The organism is Roseovarius gaetbuli, from assembly GCF_900172365.1.
Lineage (GTDB): Bacteria > Pseudomonadota > Alphaproteobacteria > Rhodobacterales > Rhodobacteraceae > Roseovarius > Roseovarius gaetbuli.
On record NZ_FWFJ01000032.1, the window covers coordinates 22,207 to 42,255 of the forward strand.

At 58.1% G+C, this 20,049-nt stretch carries 9 protein-coding genes and 1 pseudogene (1 of these 10 only partly in view); 2 read left to right on the forward strand and 8 right to left on the reverse strand.

Features of this window, described 5'->3' with window-relative positions:
- From ROG8370_RS14195 to ROG8370_RS14225, 7 genes and pseudogenes are all read right to left on the reverse strand, one after another.
- On the reverse strand, nt 1-7,668 hold the start of the coding sequence (locus ROG8370_RS14195) for an LEPR-XLL domain-containing protein (protein WP_170925254.1). It extends 21,204 nt beyond the left edge of the window; 7,668 of the gene's 28,872 nt are visible here — the first part of the coding sequence; the start codon lies at nt 7,666-7,668; the stop codon falls past the left edge of the window.
- A 415-nt stretch (nt 7,669-8,083) separates the two neighbouring features.
- The gene (locus tag ROG8370_RS14200; RefSeq protein WP_085827844.1) at nt 8,084-8,881 is read right to left on the reverse strand and encodes an efflux RND transporter periplasmic adaptor subunit; all 798 of its coding nucleotides are present in this window, start codon (nt 8,879-8,881) and stop codon (nt 8,084-8,086) included.
- Nucleotides 8,878-10,869, reverse strand: a complete 1,992-nt coding sequence (locus tag ROG8370_RS14205) for a preprotein translocase subunit SecA (protein WP_085827845.1) — start codon at nt 10,867-10,869, stop codon at nt 8,878-8,880. Before ROG8370_RS14205 ends, ROG8370_RS14200 begins: the two co-directional genes overlap by 4 nt.
- 5 nt (nt 10,870-10,874) lie before the next feature.
- Nucleotides 10,875-11,672 carry a SapC family protein gene (locus ROG8370_RS14210; protein ID WP_085827846.1) on the reverse strand — a complete coding sequence of 266 codons (798 nt, stop codon included), beginning with the start codon at nt 11,670-11,672 and terminating at the stop codon, nt 10,875-10,877.
- Between the two features lie 39 nt (nt 11,673-11,711).
- Nucleotides 11,712-13,700: an efflux RND transporter periplasmic adaptor subunit gene (locus tag ROG8370_RS14215; protein WP_245827399.1), complete on the reverse strand. Its 1,989-nt coding sequence runs from the start codon at nt 13,698-13,700 to the stop codon at nt 11,712-11,714.
- A 179-nt stretch (nt 13,701-13,879) separates the two neighbouring features.
- Nucleotides 13,880-15,748, reverse strand: coding sequence for a GAF domain-containing protein (locus tag ROG8370_RS14220; RefSeq protein ID WP_170925255.1), 1,869 nt, complete (start codon nt 15,746-15,748; stop codon nt 13,880-13,882).
- 524 nt (nt 15,749-16,272) lie between these two features.
- Nucleotides 16,273-16,977 (reverse strand): annotated as a pseudogene (locus ROG8370_RS14225) (IS6 family transposase).
- Between the two features lie 309 nt (nt 16,978-17,286).
- Here ROG8370_RS14225 and ROG8370_RS14230 point away from each other — a divergent pair.
- Both ROG8370_RS14230 and ROG8370_RS14235 read left to right on the forward strand, forming a co-directional pair.
- A complete protein-coding gene (locus ROG8370_RS14230; RefSeq protein WP_085827848.1) occupies nt 17,287-18,705 on the forward strand; it encodes an MATE family efflux transporter in 1,419 nt (472 codons plus the stop codon).
- A gap of 303 nt (nt 18,706-19,008) precedes the next feature.
- The gene (locus tag ROG8370_RS14235) at nt 19,009-19,641 is read left to right on the forward strand and encodes a cyclic nucleotide-binding domain-containing protein (RefSeq protein ID WP_085827849.1); all 633 of its coding nucleotides are present in this window, start codon (nt 19,009-19,011) and stop codon (nt 19,639-19,641) included.
- A gap of 232 nt (nt 19,642-19,873) precedes the next feature.
- Here the strand turns inward: ROG8370_RS14235 and ROG8370_RS14240 are convergent.
- The coding region (locus tag ROG8370_RS14240; protein WP_139838167.1) for a transposase domain-containing protein at nt 19,874-20,049 on the reverse strand (176 nt) is incomplete at its 5' end.

Sequence of the window (20,049 nt, forward strand, 5' to 3'; positions counted from 1 at the left end):
CGCCGATGCGGCGCTTGCCTCGTAAGCTGTGCTATCCATCGCCGCGTCTTCGGTGACATACGAGGTGTCATAGCTACCGGTTCGCGCGGCCAGCGACTTATTGCCCTGGCCCGTCACGTCTGCGCCAGCCCCGATAAAGGCCTCGGTCACCTTGTTGACGACCGCGACGCCCGCCGCGACACCAACACCGGCACTGCCGCCGATCGATACCCCGCCCACGATCAGGTCAAGCTCGGTTTCGTCCACCGCTTCGATCCGGACTGAGCCATTGGCATCAATATCCGCTTTGGTAAGTGCTGCGTTGTAATCAGCCGGATCGTCATAGAGGCGCGGCTCGTCGCCGATATAGGCGCGTGTCGTTAGCGTCAGAACAAACACGTCCGCCGTCAGGTTGACGGCAGCGGATGTCGAGGCCGAAGCCGAGGCCGACACTGTCGAAATATCTTCCGCGCTGAAAGCATCGACAGTGACATTGCCGTCGACGTCAGCCTCGACATCATTGTCGATGAAGGCCGTGGTGGTCTTGGTCAGCGTGTGGACGTTCACACCCGCGCCGACGCCCGCGCTTCCAGCCGACGCAGCCACCGATCCGGCAATGGCCAGCATGTCCGTGGTATCCGAGGCTTTGACGGCGACATCGGGATCCTCGTCGCCGTCCTGCGCCGTAATCGTTGTGCCACGCCCGATGGAGGCTTCGGTAGTTTCTGTCTGAACGGAAACAACGACGGATCCGCCAACCGCCGCGCTGCTCGTTGACACGCCGGCCGCCGCCGATATCATAATGAGGTTGTCCGTCGATTTCGCATCGACTTTCAGGCCGACATCGCCGCCGGTAATCAGCTGCGCATTGCCTTCAACTACCGCTCTGACCGTGTCTTCATGCACCAGAGTAGCGCTCGACACGCCCGCGCCCGCGCCGCCGAGACTGAAGGCCACGCCACCCGCCAGCATGAAGACATCCGCATCGCCTTCGGCCAGAACCGATACGTTCCCGCCCGCATCAAGCACGGTGTTGTTCGCATCTGCAGCACCGCCATTTTTCACGATGGCCTGGGTGTCAGTGAAGAATACAACCACGCCGATCGAGGCCGCGACGGCCGTCGCGCCACCGCTTGCGCCGAACGTTGCGGCGATCGAGGTAACGGTATCGTTGCTGTCGGCCTTGACGAGGATATCGCCGGTTCCTGCAATCAGGTCGGCCCGTGAACCAATCTGCGCCAGCGTATCGCGCGTGATAACATTGACATCAAGGCCGATGCCCACGCCGCTGTTGCCAAGCGAAATCCCAAGACCACCGGCACCGGTGAAAATTTCGACAATATCCGTCGCGCTCACTGTCACCGCATCATCAGCATCCAGCGTAGCATTGAATCCGATGGTCGCTTTCGTCTCCATCAGTACGACGTTGACATTCACAGACCCGCCAACTGCGGTTCCGCTGTTACCAGCCGCGATACCTGACGCGAAACTTGTGAACGGCAGTTCCACCTCAGTCAGTATGTCATCCAGGTCGGAATCCGGGTCAGCTCCGTCATCCAGCAGTTGCAGCGTATCTGTCTTCGGCAACAATTTCGCATCCGAAGTCACAGAAACCGATCCACCGCCATTCGCGGTCAGGGTTGCGTTGCTGCCGACATCAACCTTGGTATCAAAATTGTTGAAAATATTAACGGCAATAGCGAGCCCGACGCCTGTTCCGCTCTTGGAGCTAAGCGCAGCGCCACCGGCGAGGTTCTGAACTTCGTTATAGGACAGCGCCTTGACAACGACGTCGCCCGCATTCGCTGTCAGGGCGGCGTTGTTGCCAACGTCCACATCGGTCTGAATATCGACGTAGTTGACGGCAATACCGCCGGCGATCGAATTATTGCCGGTAGCGGCCCCCGCAAGCGCCTGCACCTGGAACGCGTTCGGGTCGTTGACGTCGGGCGTGACGGCACGCACTTCGACGCTGCTGCCGGTCAGCACGACGCCGGTATCCTCGATGATGACCTCGTTTTTCAGATCCGCTATATTCACGCCAATCGCCGCCGAGACCGCGTTCGAATTGTTGGTTGCGACAGCCTTGGAATTCGCAATGGCGCGGGTATCCACGGCCATGTCGGCCGCCACGGTCACAGCGCCGGTACCTGTCAGCGAGGTGCCGGACTTGATAGTCGCGGTATTGTCGAGGTCGAGGTAGTTGACCACGACCGCAGCGGCGACCTTGGTGCCGGCCTTGCCGCCCGTGGCCTTGCCGGACTGTGCCGTGGAATTGCTGTCGGCCTGATCCAGCGACCCATCGGTTACATTGCTGTCACCATTCGCCGTGGGTGTTGCAGACCCGCCAGACTGGTCCTTGGCGAAATTCGAATTCTCGGTGGTTTCCTGATCAGACGTGCCCTTGCTGCTGGACTGGCCTTCGGCACCGGCCTTGGCTTCTGAAGTTACGTCGACATCGCTGTCGGCCAGGATCATCACCGTGCCACCGCCTGAGGCGTCGCGCCCCGCCAGCGCATCGGTGTCCACCTGAACAATATTCAGCGCGAGCGAGATGCCGATCCCGGTCTTGCCGCCCGAAACCTCACCGTCGGAGGTTGTGGTAACTTCACCGTCATGTTCAGCCTTCACGCGGAAATCACCGCCACCAAGACCGATCGCACCATCGCCAATGGCCTGGGTGCCGGTCGAAGCCTTGGTGTCATTTTCCACATACGATACGGCAACCGCACCACCGATATTGGTGGCCGCAGAGCCTTGCGAACCCGCCTTTGCGTCGGTCTTGACCGTGTCGTCGCTCTTGGCCTCGATGGTGAACCCGTTCGTCGTGCCGGTGACAGAGGCGCCGTCTTCGAAACGCGCAACCGTTTCGTTAAGTGTAATTCCGAGCGCAATAGAGATGCCAGCGCTGAAACCGCCGGATGTCCCGGCCTTTTTCTTGGCCTGCGAGGTGCCTTCGGCATCCGTTGTGTTCTCGGTCGTGTTCACCGCGTTCAGTACGACTGCACCGCCACTCAGCGTCAGATCGGCGGCCCCGTCATCCATGCCATCCTGGTCGGCGCCAAAGATGGCTTCGGTGGTGGTATCGGCCACACTAAGCGCGAAAGAACCGGCCACACCGGTACTGCCACTGGACGCCCCGGACATGGAGACGGCCCCGTAGCTGTGTTTCACATCGCCCGAAAGAGAGCGCATCGTCGCCGCCAGACTCAGCCCATCGGCGGTGATATTGGTCCCGTCGCCGATAATGGCGCGGTTTGACATGATGCCGACATTGACCGACACGGCGATCCCGACGGCAGTGCCGCCCGCTTCACCCTTGGCGCTGCCGTCGGCCTCCGTGGTCGCTGTCTGGTTGGCGCTTGTCTCGACCGAGACAACACCCGTACCGGCATCGTTGTCGTCATCATCCGCAATGATGGTCAGCCCGTCGGCGACAGACGCCGACGCCGTCAGGAAGGCGACGTTGACACCAATCGCAGCGGCGACCGAGACCGAGTTGCCATTTTTGTTGGCGCTCTTCGAACCGGTTAACGTTTTGCCGCCGGTCGAGGTGCTGGATTTGCTCTGTCCGACCGTAGTCGCCGAGTTTTTCTGTTCATCGGCCGATGTCTTGCTCGTCTTGTTCTTATCGGCACCTTCTGCCGACGCAAAGACCTCCATGGTCGACGATCCGTCAGCATCGGCTTTCAGCTTGACCGATCCGTCAGCGGTCACGTCGCGCTCCAGCGACACGCTGCCAATGTCGTCTACATAGGCCACGCCGATCGTAAAGCCGACGGCTGTGCCTGACCCTTTCACACGACTGTCGGCTTTGGCCACGCTCTTGCCCGAGTGGTCGGCCGAGGCGTCAAGCGTTCCGCCGAGTACCAGTGTTCCACCCGTGCCAACACGCGCAAGTGTCTCACGGTTCACGACCGCGATGGCAAGGGAACCCGCCCCGGTGGTGCCACCACCGGTCGCGCCAGAGTTTGCAATAGTTTGTGTCTCATGATCACCGAGCGCGTCCAGCGTCAGGTCGTTCGCTCCGACCAGGATCGCACCATCCGCCACTTCGGCCTCGGTATGCGTGTCCTCGACCCCGATAGCGATCGACACGCCAACACCGGTCGTATTGGCACCGGCACTTTCGGCGCCCGCCGCAACGGCATCGGTCACCGCATCTGCGGTATCCGCAGCACCATCCCGTTCGGGCGCTTCTGACTTGGATTCCGCATCGAGCGTCACGTCGCCACCACCGGTGATATTGGTGTCCGAACCAGCCTCAAGCGCTGCGCGTGTATCGAGATCGGTAATCGAAAGCGCGAATGAGCCGGCCACTCCCGTATCGGCGGTACCGGAAACGCCCGAAAGTGCCGAGGCGCCGGACCCGTGAGTGGTATCGCCACCGACATTGCGCATCTTGGCAGACAGCGTGATGCCGTCACTGCCAAGATTCAGATCCGCCCCGTTGGCCACCGTAGCGGTGTTGGTCATTGCGCCGACATTGATCGCAACCGCGATCCCGACGCCTGTTCCGCTGCTCGCGGAGGCAGAGCCGTCAGCGACAGCGTCGGCTTCCATGTTGTTCGTGGATGCCAGCGTGAGCCCGTCTGCGTCGATCGTGACGTCTTCGACCTCGGTAATGGCCTCGGCATTGGTGACATTCAGCGACAGGGCCGCCGCAACGCTGACGTTACCGCCACCTTCACCGGTTGCGGTGGTATCCTTGCTTTTCTTCTTGCTGGCCAGATCGGAACCGGTCTTTCCCGCTGCAAAATTTTCCTGATCGCTGGCCTGCGAATTGGCGTTTTTACCATCCTTGTCAGCTTCTTCGCCCTCTGCCGTCGCTACAGATTGCGCAACCGACTTGCTGGCGTTCTTGGCCACGAGAGCAACCGTACCGCCGCTGTCGATATCGCGCCGCGCCTTGGAGGACGCGCGGTTATCGACAAACGCCAGCACAATTCCCGCACCGATCGCGGTGGCTCCGCCTGACACGTCGCCGCCGGCCAAGGTCATGCTTGCACCGGTGTTATCCGCTGTCGCTGACACATCGCCCGTGGTCACGAGCTTGCCGCTGGTGCCCAGATCGGCCGTCGTCACGTTATCGACGATCGCTACAGCAATCGCGCCTCCAATGGTCGTGCCGTTGCCCGACCCCGACCCGCTTGTCCCGGCCCTGGCCGTCGTCGCATCGGTGTGGTTGCCCGTTGCCATGAGTGAAAGAACATCGAGACCTGACACATCCTCGCCAGCATAAGCCGCATCGTCCAGCGCATCCCCGACAATCTCGGCGCGCGTAGTATTCACGCCCTTGTAGAGAACGAAGGCCGCCCCGACCCCCAGGCTTGCGCCACCACCCGTGTCTTCATTGGGTGTCGCGCTCGACGTGACGTTGGTCGTACTGCTTGCAATCAGCGACAGATCGGCCCCGTTGAATCCGATGAGAGCGCCGTCGAGAACGAGCGACTCCACATCCGTGGTTACGAAATGCAGGATCAGCGCCCCGGCCACGCTGGTCTTCGTGGGATTGCCCGCGCCGGACACAGTCGTGAGCGAGTAGCCGCCAGAGCCATCAAGCGTTGCGGTCGCGAGGACGCTGCCGGTGTTATATGAGGTTGTTCCGCCCAGATGCGTCGTCACGTCTGCATCAACGACACCGATACCAACCGCGATGCCAACGCCTGTTGCCGTTTCACCAGTGTTGATGCCGCTGGCCGACGAGGTAATCGTATCGGTTTGAAGTGCGGTCAGGCTGACGCTGCCGCCACCCACGGTCGAGATGCTGCCGCCGGTATCGACGAGGACGGACGTCTCGGACAAATAGACCGAGACGACAACCGCGCCCGCAAAAGAAATGTTGTCGCCAGATGATTCGGCCTTGTCGGAATCGTTGCCGACCCCTTCCCCATCCTTGAGGGGATCCTTCAGCTGTTTCTCGGACTCGTTGTCGCCACCTGCACTGGCGTCGGCCCCGCCCGACGTCGAGGTGGCCGTCGTCACAAGCGTGCTGGTGGTGGTCGCCGCAAGCGCAATGGTGGTGGGGCTGGGGCTGGGGGTGGGGGTGGTCGTTCCGCCGATAGATGCGCTGTCGCCGACCGCAACCGAAGTTTCCACGTCGGCGACGGTCGCCGCGACGGAGGCACCCGCCGTGCCGCCCTCTCCGTCGGCAATGGTGATTGTATTCAAGGTTGTCGTCGCATGCAAATCAACACCGGCCGTGTCGTTGATGGTCGAGGTGCCGAACACACCGATAATCGAGTCGGTGAAGAGCGTCGTCAGAGCGATGGCCGCATCGGTCGCCGTATCGTCATCCGAACCGTCGGCGTCATCTTCGCCGGTTAGCGTGACGGTCACAGCCGTATCCAGATCGACCGCCCCGCCGGCCGCGGAAAGAACCGCAGCCGAGAGTAAGTCACCGGCAACACCGAGCATGATCGATGCCTGTGGCAGGCCCACGACGATTGATCCGCCAATCGGCCCAAGCGAGAACGAGCTGGCCTTCACGTCGACGAGTGCACTCGCAGCCATCACAATGTCGCCCGCAGTGGACGCCACAGATCCGAGAATGCTGATTTCGGCAATCGGCGATGCCAAAATGAAGCCGTCAACCGGACCAGTCGGAATCAGCCCGTTGCCTTCCGCTTCGGCGTTGAAGGTGACTGATCCACCCGAAACCAATCCACCCGCCGCGACTCTAATGTTCTCGGCATTAACAACAATGGCCCCGGTCGTGACCAGGCTTCCTTCGAAGACAACGGTATCCAGTCCGTCGTCACCGCCCGCACCATCATCGCCGTTTACGGTGAAGTCGGCGCCGCCCAGATCGACCGCCCCTTCGATCGTCAGAAGATCACCCGCCAGGAATTGATTGAGATCTATACCGGCAATCTCTGGCACATCCGGCAGAAGGTCGGCAAAGACAGTGCCCTGATCATCTTTCAGGTTGATCGTCAAGCTGATGGCCGGGACATCGAACGTGACTTCTTCAAAAGTCGGAATCGGCGAAGGGGCGTTGTTCCCTACCGTGATCTGGTGGCCATCCTGTGTAAGCACCGCATCGTCAGATACTGCCGAAAGATCGACTACGATCTCGTCGCCGCCCGTGACCGTGACAGGTTCCAAACCTGTAAAGTTCAGCGATTTGCCATCCACAACCACCGCTCCCGAGGTCGGACCGGTGGCAATATATTCTACGGTGTTCGCACCAGACGCATCGACGACCAGCGTGTCGTAGCCGACGTCGCCGCCGTCAACCCCACCGTCCAGCCCGCCCTCAGCAGAGACGTAGAACGTATCGTCGGTGTCTGCCGCGCCTTCGAGTCTTTCCACGGCCTCAAAACGAAGACCCTTCACGGTACCAGTGTTCTGGCCATCCACATACCATGCGGTGTTTTCTGCCGGGCCGACGACCGAGTCGTCGCCCAGACCGCCGTCAAACAGGATTGACACGCCTGCCGGGAAATCACCCGAGATATCCAGTGTCAGCCGGTCATTTCCATCCGTCCCGAAGATCGTCATTTCGGTCGTATCTGCCAGCGCTTTCTCGTGGACCAGATCTCCGGTTTCGTCGTCGTAGATTTTGAACGCGAGCGCTGTCGCGTCGAACTCCAGTGTCCAGCTATCGCCACCGTCGCTGTTGAGGTCGGTCATCGGAATGAGATCAGCGGAGAGAAGGTAGCGCGGCTCAAGTGCCTCGAGCGTCACAGCCGACACTTTGACGGGGACACGTCCGTCCTGCGCAGCACGGAATGCCCGCAGGAGACGATGTCGAGATTCAGTTGAAAGCCAAGAGGATCGGGATCGGGCTCTACTCACATCGGCCTGATCGACCTTTGTCGCACCCGCAGAAAATGCCTTAGTTCCGAATGGAAATGCCATGGACTGTCCCCCCGAATTTCATCTCTTTTTCAAAGCATTACAAAAAAACCCGGCTTCGAAAATGAGCAGCAAAAAATGTGCCCTAACAATATTTCACGCTCGGACTCATGTTGCAACTATACACAATTTTAAGAAAAATTGGAGCGATTTATGGATTTCCCCAAGATAACTCTTGCTTTCCCCAGCGATCCAAAACTCGAAAAAGATGAGTCAAATTCGGATCAAACGAGTTCTAAAGGCATCATGCCGGGTCGAAAGTCAGCGTGCAACGGTGCCCGGCCGGCAGAGCCCGATCCGGGTTTGGCAGTTCAAGAAACACCGAAAAAGTCGCGCTTGCGGCATCGAACACACTGTCAATCGAGGTTACCGTCGCGGCAAAACTGCCCTCCAGCGGTGGTGCCGGATGCACGGTCGCGCCATCACCGACGGTGATGTGGCTGTATTCTTCCACAGGCAAGAAAGCTTCGACAATGAGCGGGTCATGCTTGAGGATCGTCAGCAGGTGATCGTCGGTCCCGACGTATTCACCGGGCACCAGATTGCGTGAATCCACTACACCGTCTGCCGGACTGCGAATGGTGCGTTGCTGTAAAATGATCTCGGCGCGCTGAAGTTCCTGCTCGGCGATTTCGCGGTTGAGCTCTGCCTGGAAGAGAAGGCTTCGTGCAGCGATCCGCTCGGCTTCGACCTGGTCATAGGCCTCGACGGTAGCGATTTTCTTTTCGCGAAGTCCCTTGATCCGCTCGAACCTTTTTTCGACCATGGCAAGTTGCTCGCTTTGCGCGTCTATGACGGCAGTCGAATTGGCACGGGTGCGCAACAATTCGACGGTGCTTTGTTCAACCGCAGAATTGAGGCGTGCCACCACCTGCCCTTTGGTGACGATGTCACCGCGATCCACAAGAACTTCATCAAGCAATCCTGCGACCGGGCTTCCCAGTTCAATCACTTCAGCAGGATCCATAAGACAATCGAACCCCTGCGCCTGCACCGGCAAAGATGCCATTGCCACGACAGGGATTACCAGAAACCTGATCATTCCATTCCTCCTGCAAAAGATAAGAGCTGGTTCAACCGCCGGTCTTGGCGTACGAGATCCCGCCGCGCGCGCGCATGAACTTTCTCGGCACGTTTTTGCGCCCGATCAAAAAGACGTAACCGCAAACCAATCGTGATATAGGGCAACTGCGCAAGCGTTTTCAGAACCGGGGCCTCGATCACATCAAGCAACGGATCTTCAAGCGACAAGACAGTCGAAAATGACCCCGGTTCCCCACGTCTCGCGCACCGTCCTGCCAATTGCCGGTCAATCCGACCCGCATCGTGCCGTTCGGTCAGGATGACGTGCAGCCCCCCGGCCTTCACGACCTCATCCTCAAGCGCAATATCGACGCCACGGCCCGCCATATTGGTTGCCACGGTGATACGGCCCGTCTTGCCTGCATCCGCGATGATCCGCGCGCTTTCCGCCACCGTTTCAGCATTCAGCACTTCATGGGCCAACCCGGCCAACTCCAATGCCGCCGACACCTCGCGCGAGGCCGCGACCGAACGCGTTCCGATCAGCACGGGCCGCCGAAGCGATACTTCGCGCGCCACCTCCTGAGCTACAAACTTCCACTTCTGGGATGTCTTGCGAAAAACGCGTGGACGGCGAAACCGCAACCGTGACCGTCGGTGTGGGGGAATTCGCACAGTCGCCAGCCCGAAGACCGAATGAAGTTCCCCCTTCACCTCGCGGGCCGTCCCGGTCATGCCTGACAACTGCATGTAGCGCCGGAAGAAACGCTGGTAGGTCATCCGTGCCATGACAAGGTTCTGTCCCGTAATCTCTACATTTTCCTTGGCTTCGACAAGTTGATGTAGTCCGTCCGACCATGACCTGTCTGGTTGAAGCCGTCCGGTGTATTCGTCAATGATCTGTACCTTGCCGTCATTGACCAGATACTGTTCGCCATTCTTGAATATATAAAGCACAGACAGCGCCTGGCTGATCACTTCCTCGCGCCGGATTGGGCTTTCCCAAATCCCGGATCGTCCCGCGGCGATCTTGCCGATAGTCGTCCGCCCCCGGTCGGTCAGCCGCAGCCGCCGCTCATCACCGATCACAATAAAATCCTTCCCGCGTTCCAGCGCCTGCGCGATGTCCAGAGCCACACGGGTCCAGACAGCCTCGGCTTCGGGATCGCTTTGCCGCGAGATGATCAACGGCGTTCGCGCTTCGTCGACCAGAACGCTGTCAGCCTCATCGACTATGGCAAAAGACAGCCCGCGCATCACGGGATTTTCCGTGGCCATCGGTTGGGCCACGCGCCGCAACTTGGCCCGCGTGCCCCGCGGACCTTCGCGCCCGAATGTAATGCGGTCACGCAGGTAGTCGAAGGCGATTTCAGTGTTCGATGCGTAGACGATATCCGCCCGGTAAACCTGCCTCCGGTCATCGGGTTTCATGTCTTCGAGGATGACGCCGATGCGCAGGCCGAGCCGTTCGTAGATCTGGCTAAGGGTGTTGGCGTCGCGTTCCGCGAGATAGTTGTTCACGGTGATCACATGGGTGGGAATGCCCGCCAGCGCAGCGGTCGCCGCCGCCAAGGCCGCAGTGATCGTCTTACCTTCGCCGGTGTCCATTTCAATCAGCGAACCACGCAGCATCGCCAGTGCGCCGCGCACCTGAACACCGTGGTGGCGCAGGCCCAAGGTCCTGAATGTGGTTTCGCGTGTCAGAGCAATGCCAAGCCAGATTGACCGGTTCGACAACATGTCCCGCCTGAGCCGGACCCGGGCACGCCTGATCTCGTCTTCGAAGTCCGCATCGCTCAACTCCCTCAACCGACGCGAAATCCGATTGATCCGGAGAAGATCATACCAGACCCGAAACGGAGCGGACGTTGCGCGCAGCGGCTGCGAAAGCGCGCGTAACGCGCTTTCGCCCAATTCATCAAGCCACTGGGGATCCCGGTCCGCCCGTTCGGGGTAGAACCGAACCTGTGGCGGGGCGACCCCGATCAGAGCAGTGTCCGACGACATCGCCGTCAACTGTCTTCGGATTCGAGCTCTGCCTTCTCTGGCGCATCGCCGTCATCAGCGGGTGCAGCGGCCTGCGGGTCCGAGTTGGCGAACTGCGTCAACATCGTCTGGAAGTGCCGCATCGAATGAAGATGCAGGTATGTGCATTCGAGCTCATCGGTATCGAACATCTGCCGCAAGGTTTCATCATCGATTTTACGCAGTTTTTCGCGGTCGACCGACATGAACCCCGAAAGTGACCGGCGCTCGCCATCAGCAAGATTGAACTGCGCCTGCATCGGCTGAAGCAGTCCAAGATCCATGAGCCGTTTGCAATAGGTCTCGGTCCGACGGAACTGGCCCTGATATTCCTGCAGGAACCGCAGGATGTTTTGCAGGTAGATCGTCTGGTTTCCCTCGGAATCGAAGAGCCGCTCACCACTGCCGTCGCGATTGCAGCCTGAGTAGCCCTCGTCGATGTTCAGAATGAAATTATTGTTCTCCCTGTCGGTAGAAAATACGAAAGGATAGCGCCGGACGAAAGCGGGCACATAGGTCTGAGCTCTCCAGTTTCCGTCTTCGCCCACGAAGAAGTTCTCGTGATCCTTCACGCCAAGGATCACCGTCGGCATCACCTTTTCTTCGGTTCCGGCGAAAACGATTGGGTAATGCCCCGCCGCAGCCGCAAATTCGATTGCTGTCAGCGGAACCGAGTTGACCTTGGACGCAAATCCGTAGCCGTCCGTGCCGCGAACGCTGAGATCACCATGCGCTTTGACCGTGACCGGGCGCGCATTTTTGTAAAAGAGCAGTTGGGTCGCCATGAAATCTTCCTTCTCTCTCTCTGTTGGTCGTTCTTAATTTCAAACTCCGGCATCAAGCGATGCGAAGTATTTCAGGAATACACGGACGCCCGCACGGTAGATGCGGGACGCTAACGGGGTTTCACCATGACTAAAACGGACATAGGCACGTTCGCCGTAAACTGACAATTGAGGGGCTGCATCGAGTGTTAGGTCGAGCAGCAAAACCGGTTCCAGAGCTAAATTCTGGTCGCGCGGTGTCGCCGGATCGAGGGCAAACCGGCCGCCCCCTTCCGTCGAAAGGGCACGTGAGGGCAGCGCGCGCGTCAACCCGGGCAGGGTTCGCGACACCGAAGCTGGATAGGTCAGGTCCGGATTCGAGGACAGCCTGACACCGAGCCCCTGCGTTCCGGATCGCACAAGATCGGCTTGAGCTTCCGGAACGACAACCCGCACGACCGGATCCTCAAACCGTGCAACCACCGCAAGCAGGTCGCCGCGCTGAGCGAAACGGCCAAGAAGATCGGTTGAGACTGGCAGGATGACCTTACCACTCGCCGGTGCACGGACGATCATCTCTGCAATGCGCTGACGGATCAGCGCCCGGTCTGCCTGTGCAGCCTTGAGTTCTTCTTCCATGATGCGAACGGCAGTCTGGTCGAACAAATTTTCGGCTGCAATCCGCCGCTCAATCTCGACAATGCGCGCATTTACTAGTTCAAGCCGCGCCGAAACAAGGGGATCGGACAGGCCGACAAGTGGAGCCCCGGCAGCGACAATCTGGCCTTCCGAGACATAGACAGCTTCAACAATTCCGTCGGCTGTCGCGTTCGCGTAGGAGCCTGAGTCCGGCAGGACAATTCCCTCGGCGAGGGTGTTGTGCGGCACGGGAGTGACCAAAAGCAATGTGGCAAGCCCGGCAACAAATATCCCGGTCGCACCTAGAGCCCTGCCACGTTTACGGCGCAGTGTCGGGCTCGTGAAAACGAACCAGATGCCCTTGAGGATTGGGAAGATCAGCATAAGGAAAAGCGCCCATGCGGCAAGCGCGATCCCCACGAAAAAGAATCTCGTTGCAACGACCCCGATGATCGCGGCGGTGATAAACAGCCGGTAAATATATGCGGCGATGGCATAAAAAACGAACCAGCTACGTTCGTTGCGGGCGCTCACCGGGCTCTCGGCATAGGAGGAGCCGAAAACGTAACGCTGTACGAGATAGCCGAGGTATTTGTTCGCCCGCTGCCCCAGATTGGGTATCTCGATAAGGTCGCATAGCACATAGTAACCGTCGAAGCGCAGCAGCGGGTTACCGTTAAAAAGAAGCGTCGAAATCCCGCCGATCAGCATTACGTTGAAGGCAAAGGCACGGACCAGACCTTCTTCCGCCCCGGTCCAGACAATCATCGCCACACTCGCCAGAAAAATCTCGACAAGGATCCCCGCCGCGCCAACCAGGGCGCGCTGCCACTTGCTTTGAAACGCTATGCTTGCCGAGGCATCGACATAGGGAACCGGCATGAAGACGAGGAACATGATTCCGATTTCATGCACGTCCCCCCCCCATCGCTTGATGGTATAGCAATGTCCAAGTTCATGAAACGCCTTGATGAGCGGATAGGCGATCAAGAGAAGAACAAGGTTCTCGGCCGACAGAACACGGTCGGCCACGTTTTCCGTAAGCACCTCGATACTCAACGCAGCCAGGACGATCGCATAGGCAGTGATCCCGAAGAAGAGAAGCCACCCGAACCATGAAAACAGCGGGCGCACGATCGGCATCGTGGCGTTAAGGAATCCGTTGGGATCAAAGACCGGAACACGGAGCGCCAGCGGGTTGATCAGGCTCTTGATGATCTTGCTGCGCTTTGTCCGGCGTCCGCGATCGGAAAGTTCGATGATATCTGGCGGCACGTCGCCAGTCAGCACATCGGCCGAATATAACTGCCCCACAAGACGAACCAGTTCATCCTGTGTCACCGCGTCGATGTCCATTTTGTCGACGGCGTGTTCCCAGATTTCCTCCAGCGTCCTTGTGCCGTTCATCATGGCGATCAGCCGATAGGCAGCAGGTCGAAATCGGTGGAAGCGCCCCGATGCCCTGTCCTGCAAAACATGCCAGACATCGCCACGGTAAAGGTGCCGGTGAATGCGGGCGTGTCGGCGCAGGCGCGGCCGGAAGTCTGACACGCGATACCACGAAGCGCTGGTCCAGTTCCTCTGAGCGCTCATGGCTGCCAGGACCACAGTTTCAGGCGCATCCAGTCACCGAGATCATGCAATAGAACCCAGCCCAGCCGACGTTCATCGATCGTCGTCCGCGAGATTCCCTCCATGCCCGGTCGCAGCTTCTCAATGTCTCCGAGTAGTTCGGCCTCGATCCGAAAGAAGTTGCGCCCTTCGCCCTGCCGCGCCAGTGGCGTAATCACCTTAACCTTGTAATCCAATGGCTCTTCGGGGAAAGCCGCGAGACGCAAACTGCCGATCTGGCCTTCTTCGACTGCACGAATGTCGGCCTCGTCAATTTCGAGCACGACGCGAAACCCGTCAAGTGGGGCGATCCGGAACAAGGTCTGCCCGCGCTCAATCGACGCTCCCACAGATTGAGACAAATCACCCTCGACCACATACCCCGAAAACGGGGCCGTGATACGCGTTCTGGCAAGCTGTTCGTCGATCAGAGAAATTTGTGCCTCGGCCTGTTCCAACTGGGCGCGTATGATGTTGGCTTCCGCCAGATCCCGTGTCGCGATGGCGCGGTCAAGCTCGCGGCGGCGCTGACTGAGAGCTGTTCCAAGCCGCAGCCGTTCGAGCGACAAATCCTTTTCGTCGAGAATGGCCAGAACCTGATCAGCCCCAACGAGATCGCCGGCCCGCGCGCGCTGAGTAGCAAGATAACCGTTGAATGGGGCAACCACGCTGCGCTGAATTGTCCCTTCGAGGCGGGCCGGTGCACTGATCGAATAGTCAATGGTGCCGTACCAAAGCGTTGCCGCCACTGCTCCCACCAGAAGCGTGGCAAGTTTCGCACCGAAGTGTGACGGGCCCAGAAGGGCCTTTGCATATCGTAATGCTGTCGACGCAATCTTGTGTGGCAGCCACCTGTCAGCAAGGCGCCTGTCTTCGATTATAGGGCCGACGATGCTTGCGACCCCATCCGCGACTTCGATGTCGCGTGCCGTGAACGGGAGATCTTCGCGGCGCTCGAACGTCAATGCGCCGACAATATCGTCACCCGACACCAGCGGAATGGTCAAAGTCGAGCCGACATCATGAGATTTGGCCAGATCTGCATGAGCGATAGCCACGCGAAATTCCCAATCTTCGGGCTCAGGCCAGAGGATCACCGCTTCCTGATCCGTCGCCTCGACCATGGCGTGGGCAACTTCGCGAATCAGGCTTGCGCGCCGCCCGAAACTGGCGGCGCTAGATACAGCCTGCACCTTGATACGGCGCCCCTTGCGCAATCCCAGGCTGACGGTTTCACAGTCCATTCTACGCGCAAGTTCCGTGACCAGCGCCGATGCCGCTTCGTCCAGCCGATGACGTTCAAGCAACGTCGCGAGCATGTCAAAGGCAACGGTAACCCGTTCGCGCAGATCGCCATCTTTTGCCTCCTGCTCCCGCCGAAGCAATAACTCGATCCAGCCCGCGCCCCATTGTATGCGCCGAAACAGCGCAGAGGTTGCCACCCCTGTCTTTGGAACATGAATGGCGATAGCGCCAAACAAGCCGTCAAGTGCCATGATCGGATAGGCGAGAACGCGGCGCTCAGTACCCTCACCAAACACGACGCTTTGCCGAGTGCGAACGGCTTCACCCGCGGCGCGGCTCAGGTCCTCGCTGATCGCCCCACCTGTCGGCCATTGCGCCACCGGTTCGAATGGGCCGACATCCAATTCTTCGGTCGCGACAAGCAGCCCCGTCGCCATGCCGTCGACGTTCCGTGTCAGGATGCCAAGCCAAGATTCAAGATAGTCCCCAACTGATCCCGCATCCTGAAACCGCGCCCAAATCGTCTGGTCCAGAACAGCATATGAGACCGACGCACTGTTTTCGGCTTCTGAAACTGCATCTGCTGGGCGGGTATCGCTCACGAACATACCTCTCGCGGTGGATTCGGCACCCTGCCGTGACCGTTGGCGCCGCATTCAGTGGCATAAATCGTTTGGCCATACGAGTAACCCTGCGCCAAATTCGTCGCTAGGTGTGCCGTTGAAATTTGACCCGGAGCGACCATACGGTCACACGTGCGCCGGACTTTTTTCGCAGGTCATCTAAACCTCTCCCCTGTTCTGTCAGGCAGCATTCCCCGCTTCAATCATGCAAAACTGGCCCAACCTAAATAATGCGCACCCTTTCACCTAGTAATCGGCAAAAACGCATTTCTCTGAATTGAGACTAGCGAATTGCGAATCGTGACAATCTTTTCGATGCAAGACTGAGTGTTACAGGACAAAGCGCTTTTGCCAAGCTTTACGGCCGCTGACCTGAGCCCCTAAGACTTCTCTATTTGAGTGCTAGCAGACCAATATGAACTCGTCGCTACAAGGACAGTGGCTCTGGAGGGTGCTGTCAGAACAATTCGAACCAGTCTCTGAATGGGCAGTGAGGCCGCCATTTATCCCGCGCCAAGACCACGCCACTCAGAAAGAGCTGCTGCGCGGTTGAGCTTGAGGTTTGGTCCGGAGTTGAGGCTTCTTTCCGAATTGAACAGGTTGTAAATCGAGGCGTGGACAGCGGCGAACTTTTGTAGACTTCGCATCCGTCGGAACCGCAACATGGCCATCTCTCGTCGTCGAAACGACAGATTTGAATTCTCTGCTCGATTGTTCAGCCAGCGGCCGGTTTCTTAGCGGTGTTCCGCACCAATTTCCTTCAGCGCCGCTCCGTATGAACGCAGTCGGTCCGTGACGACAACCTCCGGCTGACCATGCTTGCACATTGCTTTCTTTAAAAATTTCAATGCGGCCTGCTTATCGCGCGTCTTTGTCACAAAGCTTTCCAGGACTTCGCCTTCATGATCGACCGCGCGCCATAGGTAGTGTCGCTCACCGTTAATTTTTACAAACACCTCGTCCAGGTGCCAGCGCCAGCGACTGGATTTCATGCTCGCAATTCGGCGCTTTCGGATCTCGGCAGCGAACAGCGGACCGAAACTATGCCACCAGTATCTCACAGCTTCATGGCTCACATCGATGCCGCGCTCATGAAGCAGATCTTCCACATTGCGCAGCGTCAGTGGAAACCGTACGTACAACATCACCGCCAGGCGGATAATCTCACGGCTCGTTTTGAAATAGCGAAATGGATCAGGTTTGGTCATCCGACGACGTTACGGAACCACTCTACCCATCTCAAACTGGTTTGCTCTTACAGTACCTTGCGAAGTAATAGTCGAAACCGGACGCACAACATCACAGCCGGGCGAATGATCCCGGGGCTAGTTTTTAAATGCCTAAAAAGGGCGCATTTTGTCATTATAGCAAGGTTACGAAGCCACCCTGCCCGTCTCAAGGCCGTTTTCTCAGACAAGACCGACTAATTCTTGTATATTAGCTCAGTGCAAAGCGGATTTCTGCGGCTTCAGATCGCTGAAGCAGTCGATGGTCGGCACAACTATGAGAGATTTGAGATGACGACCAAGAAAAATGCCGTGTTTACCACTGGCAGCATCATGCGTCACGTGTCGGTGTCATCTTTCACGGCTAGCATTGGCCTGATGGCGATCTATGCGGTCGATCTGATCGACCTGATATTCATTTCGATGCTCGGGTATGAGGAGATGGCCGCCGCAGCTGGCTATGCCAGCGCCCTAATGTTCTTTACCAGCTCTATCAATATCGGCCTATCGGTAGCTGCAGGTGTCTTGGTATCACGGTCAATCGGTGAGGACGACGAGCAAGAGGCCCGTGAATATGCCACAAGCACGGCGATGTTTGTTGTGGTTACCGGGCTCGCTATACCATTTATTTTATTGTTGAATATTCAATTTTTTGTAGGACTTCTCGGGGCTACGGGTGAGGTGGCCGAACTGGCCGCAACCTATCTTTGGATAATCGTCCCATTTACGTGGGTATCGGGGCTGTCCATGGTCGCGGTAACGGCACTACGTTGTTATGGTGAGAACAGGCTAGCGATGTACCCATCGCTTTTGGGGGCGGCGACCAACGCCGTACTTGACCCTATATTGATCTTCGGTTTGGACATGGGCATGGAGGGCGCTGCCTGGGCGACGGTTGCAGCTAGGTTCGTTACGCTCGGCTGCGCATTTTATCCGGCGTTGCGCCGACACAATGCTTTTGTTTACCCACGAATCAGGTTGCTCTGGCGTGATTTCCAGACGGTTTCACACTTCGCCTCTAGGGCAGTATTAGCTAACGTGGCCACGCCAATCGGCACCGCGATCGTTACCCGTGAAATGTCGAAATTTGGCCCTGAGGCAGTCGCTGGCATGGCGGTGATCGGGAGGATGACGCCGGTTGCATTCTCAGTAATTTGGGCACTTTCGGGCACCATCGGGCCGATCATCGGCCAGAATTTTGGCGCGGGCAATATGGATAGGGTCAAAAGAGCTTATGTCGACGCTCTTAAGTTTGTTGCGATCTATGTGATGTTCATCACCATGATATTGCTGGTGCTCCGCGCCCCGATCGCCGAGTTGTTCGGTGCCGAGAACTTAACGAAATCACTGATTTTCCTCTACTGTTTTCCAGTGTCGCTTTCATCGTTCTTCAGTGGCGCTATATTCGTCGCCAGCGCCTCGTTTAATACGCTGGGCCGCCCATCTTATTCGACATGGTTGAGTTGGGGGCAAAACACGCTTGGCATTTGGCCCTTTGTGGTCGCTGGCGGTATGTTGCTGGGTGCGCCTGGGGTTCTGATCGGACAGGCACTTGGAACCGTCGTCTTTGCATCAATCGCGATTTGGATGGGCTGGCGGTTGATCAACAACCCTCCGCAGGATAACATATGGCATCGCCAGCATCATCCCCTGTTTGGCCATGGCAGCCTCATCGCGTATACTCTCAAGAAGCACGCGGGAGACCAATGATCCTCACCAAGAGGCAAAACCCTGTCGCAGAATCTCCCCCTTGTTGCGCTCGTTTGGTGCAGGGGTCGAACAGGATATGCTATTCAAAGAACGCCTACTTCTTTTCTGACATTCGGTCTCGTTCAAAGCTGGTCTCTATAGCAGGTAAAAGCTTGAAACATGCCTGCTCACCGATGTGAAACTCTTTTGTTAACTCGTCCTCGACCTGTATAGTCCCTAACGGAAGTGGTGACTGCACTGCAGTGCCTTACCCATTTCATGAATTGGACCCTAGCTCGATGGGCTTATTAGGAAAAAAAGCCAATGGAACTAATCACCGCGCACCACATCATTGAGGCCGTTGGCTGGCTCGCTGTCCTGTTGAAAATAGCCACCTTCTCAATGCATTCAATGATCCGGCTGCGGATGCTCGCACTGGTGTCGTCTGTCTGCTTCATCATCTATAGCGTCGCGCTTCAGATCTGGCCGCTTCTGGCGATTGAAATCTTCTTGCTCTCCATGAACGCCTTTCGCCTCTACCAAATCATCGCACTGCGCAGATTGGTGACAGATTTGACGGATGACTCGGAACCTGATTTCTCCGCCGCTATGACCTACGGCAAAAAAAGTGCCATCAAGGCGGGCGGTGTCATTTTCAATAAGGGCGATCCGGTGGACAGCCTTTATTACTTGGCTGAGGGTCGCGTTGAAGTCGAGGATCAGCATGTATATGTGGACGCGGGGAAGATTTTCGGCGAGATGGCTTTCTTTAACAGCAATGCCGCGCGGTCGGCGACGGTTCGTTGCCTGGAGGATACGATTGTCTATGAACTCAACGAGAAACGCTTTACGCGATTGCAATATGAAGACCCCGAATTCGCCATGGCCGTGATGCGCTTGGTCACCAGGCGGCTCGTGGAGAACGCCGCGCACCCGCAGGAGGCTAAGCCCACTTAATGTCGGGTGGAGAGCCCATACCCAGGCAAGGCGATTCCGCTTTGCAATAGAGCCGTGAGAGAGGCAGGGCTGACATCCCTGTCCAACACGCGATGTCCTGTCATGCCGCATGCTTGGCAGCCGATCCGGAAATATCCTACGGGGCGGCGAATGGCCCGAGATAGCTGGTACGGTGATCACCTTGGAAGACATGGCAAGAGAGTTGCGCCGTAAGCGTCCGGTCTGACCGCCCCTATGGCGCGGTTTTCCATGGGAGCAGGTCGTCGACGCGGTTGATCTTGTAGTCTGGGATGCGGGCAAGTGTGTCGGCGAGCCATGCTTGCGGATCGATACCGTTCAGTTTGGCCGTTTCGATCAAGGTGTAGGCAATGGCGGCAGCTTTACCACCGGTCTGTGATCCAACGAACA